General features: G+C 64.0%; 5 protein-coding genes. All 5 read right to left on the reverse strand.

The genetic code is table 11. From position 1 onward, the window contains the following. On the reverse strand, window positions 1-905 hold a 905-nt coding region (locus tag CLM60_RS20475), incomplete at its 3' end, for a relaxase/mobilization nuclease domain-containing protein (protein ID WP_176473946.1). Beyond that, a complete protein-coding gene (locus CLM60_RS20480) occupies window positions 892-1,485 on the reverse strand; it encodes a helix-turn-helix domain-containing protein (RefSeq protein WP_095591001.1) in 594 nt (197 codons plus the stop codon). The genes CLM60_RS20475 and CLM60_RS20480, both read right to left, overlap by 14 nt. 554 nt (window positions 1,486-2,039) lie before the next feature. Further along, window positions 2,040-2,246, reverse strand: coding sequence for a hypothetical protein (locus CLM60_RS20485; RefSeq protein ID WP_007120662.1), 207 nt, complete (start codon window positions 2,244-2,246; stop codon window positions 2,040-2,042). 495 nt (window positions 2,247-2,741) lie between these two features. Continuing rightward, the gene (locus CLM60_RS20490; RefSeq protein WP_425427250.1) at window positions 2,742-3,791 is read right to left on the reverse strand and encodes a nucleotidyltransferase family protein; all 1,050 of its coding nucleotides are present in this window, start codon (window positions 3,789-3,791) and stop codon (window positions 2,742-2,744) included. Between the two features lie 99 nt (window positions 3,792-3,890). Next, a complete protein-coding gene (locus tag CLM60_RS20495; protein WP_095589415.1) occupies window positions 3,891-4,820 on the reverse strand; it encodes a DUF2493 domain-containing protein in 930 nt (309 codons plus the stop codon). Between the last annotated feature and the right edge of the window lie 531 nt (window positions 4,821-5,351).

Here is a 5,351-nt window from a genome sequence, read left to right on the forward strand (position 1 = left end):
TACACATCTCCTGTTCGGTCCACCTGCCCGCCGCGCGCCAGCACCTCGCCCGCGCGGAAGAGCGCCGCCGCAATATCCTCGCGGGCCTCCCTCGAGGCTTCCGCGGCAAGCGAGTGGTAGACGGTTCTGGTGTTGGCAATCTCCGCCAGCGTCCGCGTCAGGTCGGCCCCCACGCGTTCGCGCTCGCGGGGCGCGCGACCCTCTTCTTTCGCGGCGTAGATCTCGCTGGTCCGGGCTGGGTAATGTACAACCCCGCGATCCACCCGGCGCGTGGCCTCCAGGCGCACGCCATACTTTTCGGCCTCTTCGACCATGGCGAGACGGAAGTCGTCATAGTTGAAGCGGTGGTTGCGCCCCAGAAAGAAGAACTCGCCTTCCTGCGAGCGGCGGTTCAGCACCAGATGCGCATGCGGGTGATCCCGGTCCTCATGCACCGCGATGATGTAGTCGAAATGCCCCTTATCAGTCTGGAAGAACCGCTCGGCCACGTCCGTCGCGATGTCGCGCACATCCTCCCCACGCGTGCCCACGGGGAAGGACATGAGCATGTGGGTGGTCTGTCCGAGCTTGGGCTTGAAGCCCGCATCCCACCGCTTGGCAAAGCGCTCGGTGAGGTCCTTGATGTCCTTCGCCTCGAGCTTCGTCTTGCCATCGAGGAAACCGCTACTGTCCACGATATGGGTGGACTTAGTGGTGAGGTAATCGAGCTGGTTCATCAGCTGTGATTTGGTATGCGTGCCCCCACCTCGGATCGCCTTGAAGACCGCTGGCCGATGCCCTGCTGCCGCGCGCACAAGCTGGCTCTGCTTGGCCACATGCAGCCCCTGCATCGAGCCCCGGATCCGGCTCCAGCCGTCCCGGAAGACCTCGCCCGTGACGGCATCGACAGCATCATTCAGCCGCATGGGCAAACTCCCTCAGAGCGGCCGTGGCCTCGAGCTGCATCGCGTCCCGACGGCGCCGCAGGAGCAGGTCGATCTCGTCAGCAGAATCTAGAATGAACCGCGCCAGCCCGCGCATCTGCGCGAGGCGCAATTCGGTGAACTCGGCACTCGTGCCGCCATCAGCCCCCTGCCCCATCCGGTTGGCCCGCGCCATCTGCTTGGCGATCTGCGCAACCCCATTGCCGACCTCGTGCAAAGAGGCCCTGTATCGCGCCATCTCGGCTGCCATCTGCGCGTCCGGAACGAACACCCCGCCTGCCGCCTGAATGAGCCGCCGCAGTCCCTCAGCCCGGCTCTCGATCCCCGCATTCGCCAGCACCTCGTCGAGCGCCGCCAGCTCCGCAGCCGTGACCTTCAAACTGACCGCAGAGACCGGGATCGCGGCATCCACCTGGCGCTCGGCATCGGCTTTCAAGATGTATCGCACGGCCCGCGACGTGACCCCAAAACGCTCCGCAAGCTCAGACGTCGACACACCCTCCGCGGACTCGCGAACGATCTGCATCTTTTCCGTTTCTGTCAGGCGTTTTGTTCGGGACATGCGGAAGAAAGACCCCCTATTTCCTGCCACCTTCCACCAAGGCTGCCCCTACCTTACGATAATATATCGAGCTGTCAATTTTATACTTACGTTGCATTCAGGCTCAGGCAGCCTTGGTGTCCGCTTCACGCCGCGGCCCGCAGGGACGCGGCTCTGCCGCCCTCACCACCGGGCGACCCACCTGTCCAATGGGTCCCCTTCCCCAGCACCGCCCGAGGGTCTGGCCGAACACGCACGTGTTCGGACGGAACCGCGGGCGGGCGCAAACCCCACCGACAGGGCGGACAGGCAGGGTCAAGGAGGGCCAGATTTGGTCTGCCAAATCTCTGCCGCAAAAACCGGGAGGCCCTGGCCGACAGGTTTTTGTGGATGGCCCCCTTGAGGCTGACTGGCCGGTCTGTCGCGGCCTGACCCTTTCGGTCGGAGTGCGTTCGTTGAACGCGCAGGGACCGGCATCAAGAGCAGGTCGCTGTAGGCGATCACCCGCGCCGGTGACGGCATCCCTGGAACAGGGATCGGGCCGCTCAGAGGGCGGCCCATCCTCGTGAGAGGATTCAGTCCTGGGGATCTTTCGCGCTCGGTGGGAACATCACCAGCTCCGAGACCGCGACCGGGAAGTCGAGCTTGAGGCTGAAGAACTCCGAGCCGTCCCCGTTGCGGGTGTTGCGGAACATGGCGCCGACGCGTTGGAAGCGGGTGCGCTCCTGGCCATCGGTGTCGGTGAACTTGACGGGGACGGTGGCGACGTAGTGGTTGGTCATTTGGGTTACTCCTTGTTGCGATGGGGATCTGCCAGCACGGGGGCAAAAGGCCCGGTCGCAAGCGCAAATGCGGAGGGTCCGCGGCCCCGCCGTGGAAGCCGTATTTGTGCTTGCCGAAGCGTAAGCTGAGGGCACGATTGGGCCGACCCCGTGCGATCCACATCTATGAGCAAGAAGGAGTGATCCGCATGACCCTTGCCATCACGCCGACGCCACCATCCGCGTCTTCGTCCCGCCAAGCCTGGCCGGGAAGCTAACGGAGCCCGCCCGCGTGGGTGCGATGTTCCGAAACGCCACGCCAGGATCGTGCTGGTCTTCAGCCTCAAGCGCGTCGTCGCCATCGCCCATGTCTAGAGCTGTCGTAGATTCGCATGACGCGCGCATAGCCTTCCACCAGACCCGATGCGGATGGGCCTAGTGTCGACGGCTCGATGGAATGGGGATGACGGTGCTGGCCGCTGCGGGCCACCGATTAATGCAATTATGTTGTCGCGATCACGCGCCCAAGCTGTCGAGCATCACCTTGGTCTCAGGCATCCGCTTCAATGATTTCCCAATATGCTCCCGCCAGCGCGGCCCGACCTCCATGGCCGTGGCATAGGCCAGCGACAGATCATCGGGCCGGTCCTCGGCCATCGCCTCAATCAGGAACGCCGCCTGCTCCCGGTCCTTCGCCGATTTGAGGCTCCCCGCTCCGTCACGCCTTCGATCGGCAATGATCAGCTTGTGGATTGCATAGCGCTCCGGGCGCGGGACCTGGACCAAAACGCCGGATCGATAGATCGCCGCCGCATGGATCGGCTCGGCGATCAGGAAGTTGAGATAATTCAACGCTTGGGCGTTCACGCCCAATGCGGGCAGCTCTCGAATGGTCTCATCTCCGAAGGCCGGGGTCAGGAATTCGACCAGCTGGCCACTGCCGCCTTGGGCCCATCGCCAGGTACGGCCTTGGTCGAGTGCCGGCAGGGGATCAAACTTGAGCGCCGAGAACGTTTCGGCGAGACCCGGATCGACCTGATCCTGCAACGCCACGCTGAGCTTTTCGAACTGGGCGATGTCGATGTCGCCGGTATTGGCCATACCCCCCAGGGGTAAACGAACACCAAGCTCGCCTTCATAAAGCCGGAACGCGTTCGTCCCGACGATGGTACCACCCAGCCGGAAGGTTCCGGCTGCAGCCATGGCCGACAGGATGGAACCGGTCGCCCGGTCGGTCGGTGCCATGCCTTCGGCCCGCAGAAGTCGAACGAGTCGCGACCGCTCTGCCTGCCGCTCCTTGGCGGTCGCGCGCAGCTCTTCGATCCGGTCGATGCGCGCGCGCGTCTCTTTGCTGTCCTCGCCGATATAGATGAACTGCATCTCGGTTCCGACACGGCGCGCGGCGTACCAATAGCCCTTGTCGCCGCGCTCCTTGAGCGTGGGCTTGCCTTCCACACCGGACAGCGCGTCATCTTTCAGGAGACGCACCAGATCGGTATAGGCGCTCATTGCGATGCTGCTGAGAGGTGTCATGCCAATCATTTCCAAGTTTTGCTTGGCATTCATATACCTATCAAAACAGGAAATTGCTAGGCAAAGTGATTTGGAGAACGTCCACACCCATAAGAAACGACGAAAGGGCCGCCCGAAGGCGACCCTCTCTCTTCAATCCTGCGACGCCCTCTTCGCCGGGTCCGCAACCCGCATGACCGTCAGGCCTTTTGCTTCCGCCTTCTGCCCGAGGTTCAGCGCGACCCCGTTGCCGCCGAAGAGCACAACCCCCGTCGCCGCGAACTTGTCGTCCAGCATTTCGTCGTTGCACTTGAACGGTGCCGCCCGCCCGTGCGCGGACCAGCGCGGATCGAACCGCGCCTGCGCGACCCCGCGTGCCCGGGCCCACCGAGCCACGATCATCTCCGCCCCGTGCTTGCCACCCTTGTGGCAGAGGAAGATTTCCTGATTGCGGTTCTGCTTGATCCGCTCGCGAACCTTGTCGAGCGTGTTGAAGATCACATCGACATCGGTCCAGTCGGTGGCGCCCGAGACGATCAGGGGCACCCCCTCGACTTTCGACTTCTCGGCGGTTTCGCGGTCGTGCTGCTCCAAGAGCTGCCGTGCCTCGAAGACCGCCCCGGTCTCTTTCGCCCGGACGCTTGCGCGCGACCCGGCTGCCGGAATGTAGGCGTGCCCGGTCTCGATCTCGTAGCATTCTGCCGCCGCCTCGCTCATCACCTCGATGGCGCTGACGATCTCGCGCAGCTGCACAAAGCGCGCCTGCGCCTCTTCGAGCGCGGTCTCGGCGATCTCCGATCCATCGTGGGATTTTGCCAGCGCGCCGATCTTGTCAGCGGTGCGGTCGACCTCCTTGCCAAGTGCCACCTTGCGCCGCTGCAGGATCGTGGCGAGCCCATGGGCCAGCGGTTCGATTTCTGCCTCAAGGCCGGTCCCGCGCAGCGGACCGAGCAGAGCCTCGAAGCTCTCGCGGATGATGTGGTCGGTCAGGATGTGATCTTCCGGGATCGGCAGCTGCGCGTCCTTCTCGGTCAGCCCGAAAAGTTCGATGGTCTCGTAGGTGTTTGCAGTGTCGTAAGCCATGTCTGGTCTCCAGTGTTCGGTTCCAAGGCCACCACTTGAGTGTGGGGGCATGGCCGAATGCCTGGTTTCCGAATCTGCCTGGGTCAGGGACGGCGCAGCCGCCGGCTTGCCGGGCGCAAAAGTTTTCCGCGCGCAGCACCCGACACATGCGCGCGCTCACGCACGGGACCGTCCAACGCCATAGACCCCGCCCTCGCCGAAAAGTTTTGCGATCCTTGACGCGGGCTGATTTGGGGGCCATCCGGAGGATATGCTTCCGCGCTCATGTGTGTGTGTTTTGACGGTAGGTTTGCCCGACCCGAGCAGGCAAACGGCCCGACCGGACGCGGGAGACGGATGGAGCGGCGGGATCGTTTTGCCCCGCAAAACAGACCAGAGCGCAATCCGGCGGAGCGGCCAGGGAGGAACGTGCTCGCGAGGCGGGCAAACCGGGATGCCGGGTACGACGCCGCGGTGAGGCCGCATGGCCGAATGCGCGACGGACCGAAGGGCCGTTCTCCCCTGCGACACGCGAAGCCGAGCTGGGGAGGC

Origin of the sequence: Actibacterium ureilyticum, assembly GCF_002285435.1 — a bacterium.
Lineage (GTDB): Bacteria > Pseudomonadota > Alphaproteobacteria > Rhodobacterales > Rhodobacteraceae > Actibacterium_C > Actibacterium_C ureilyticum.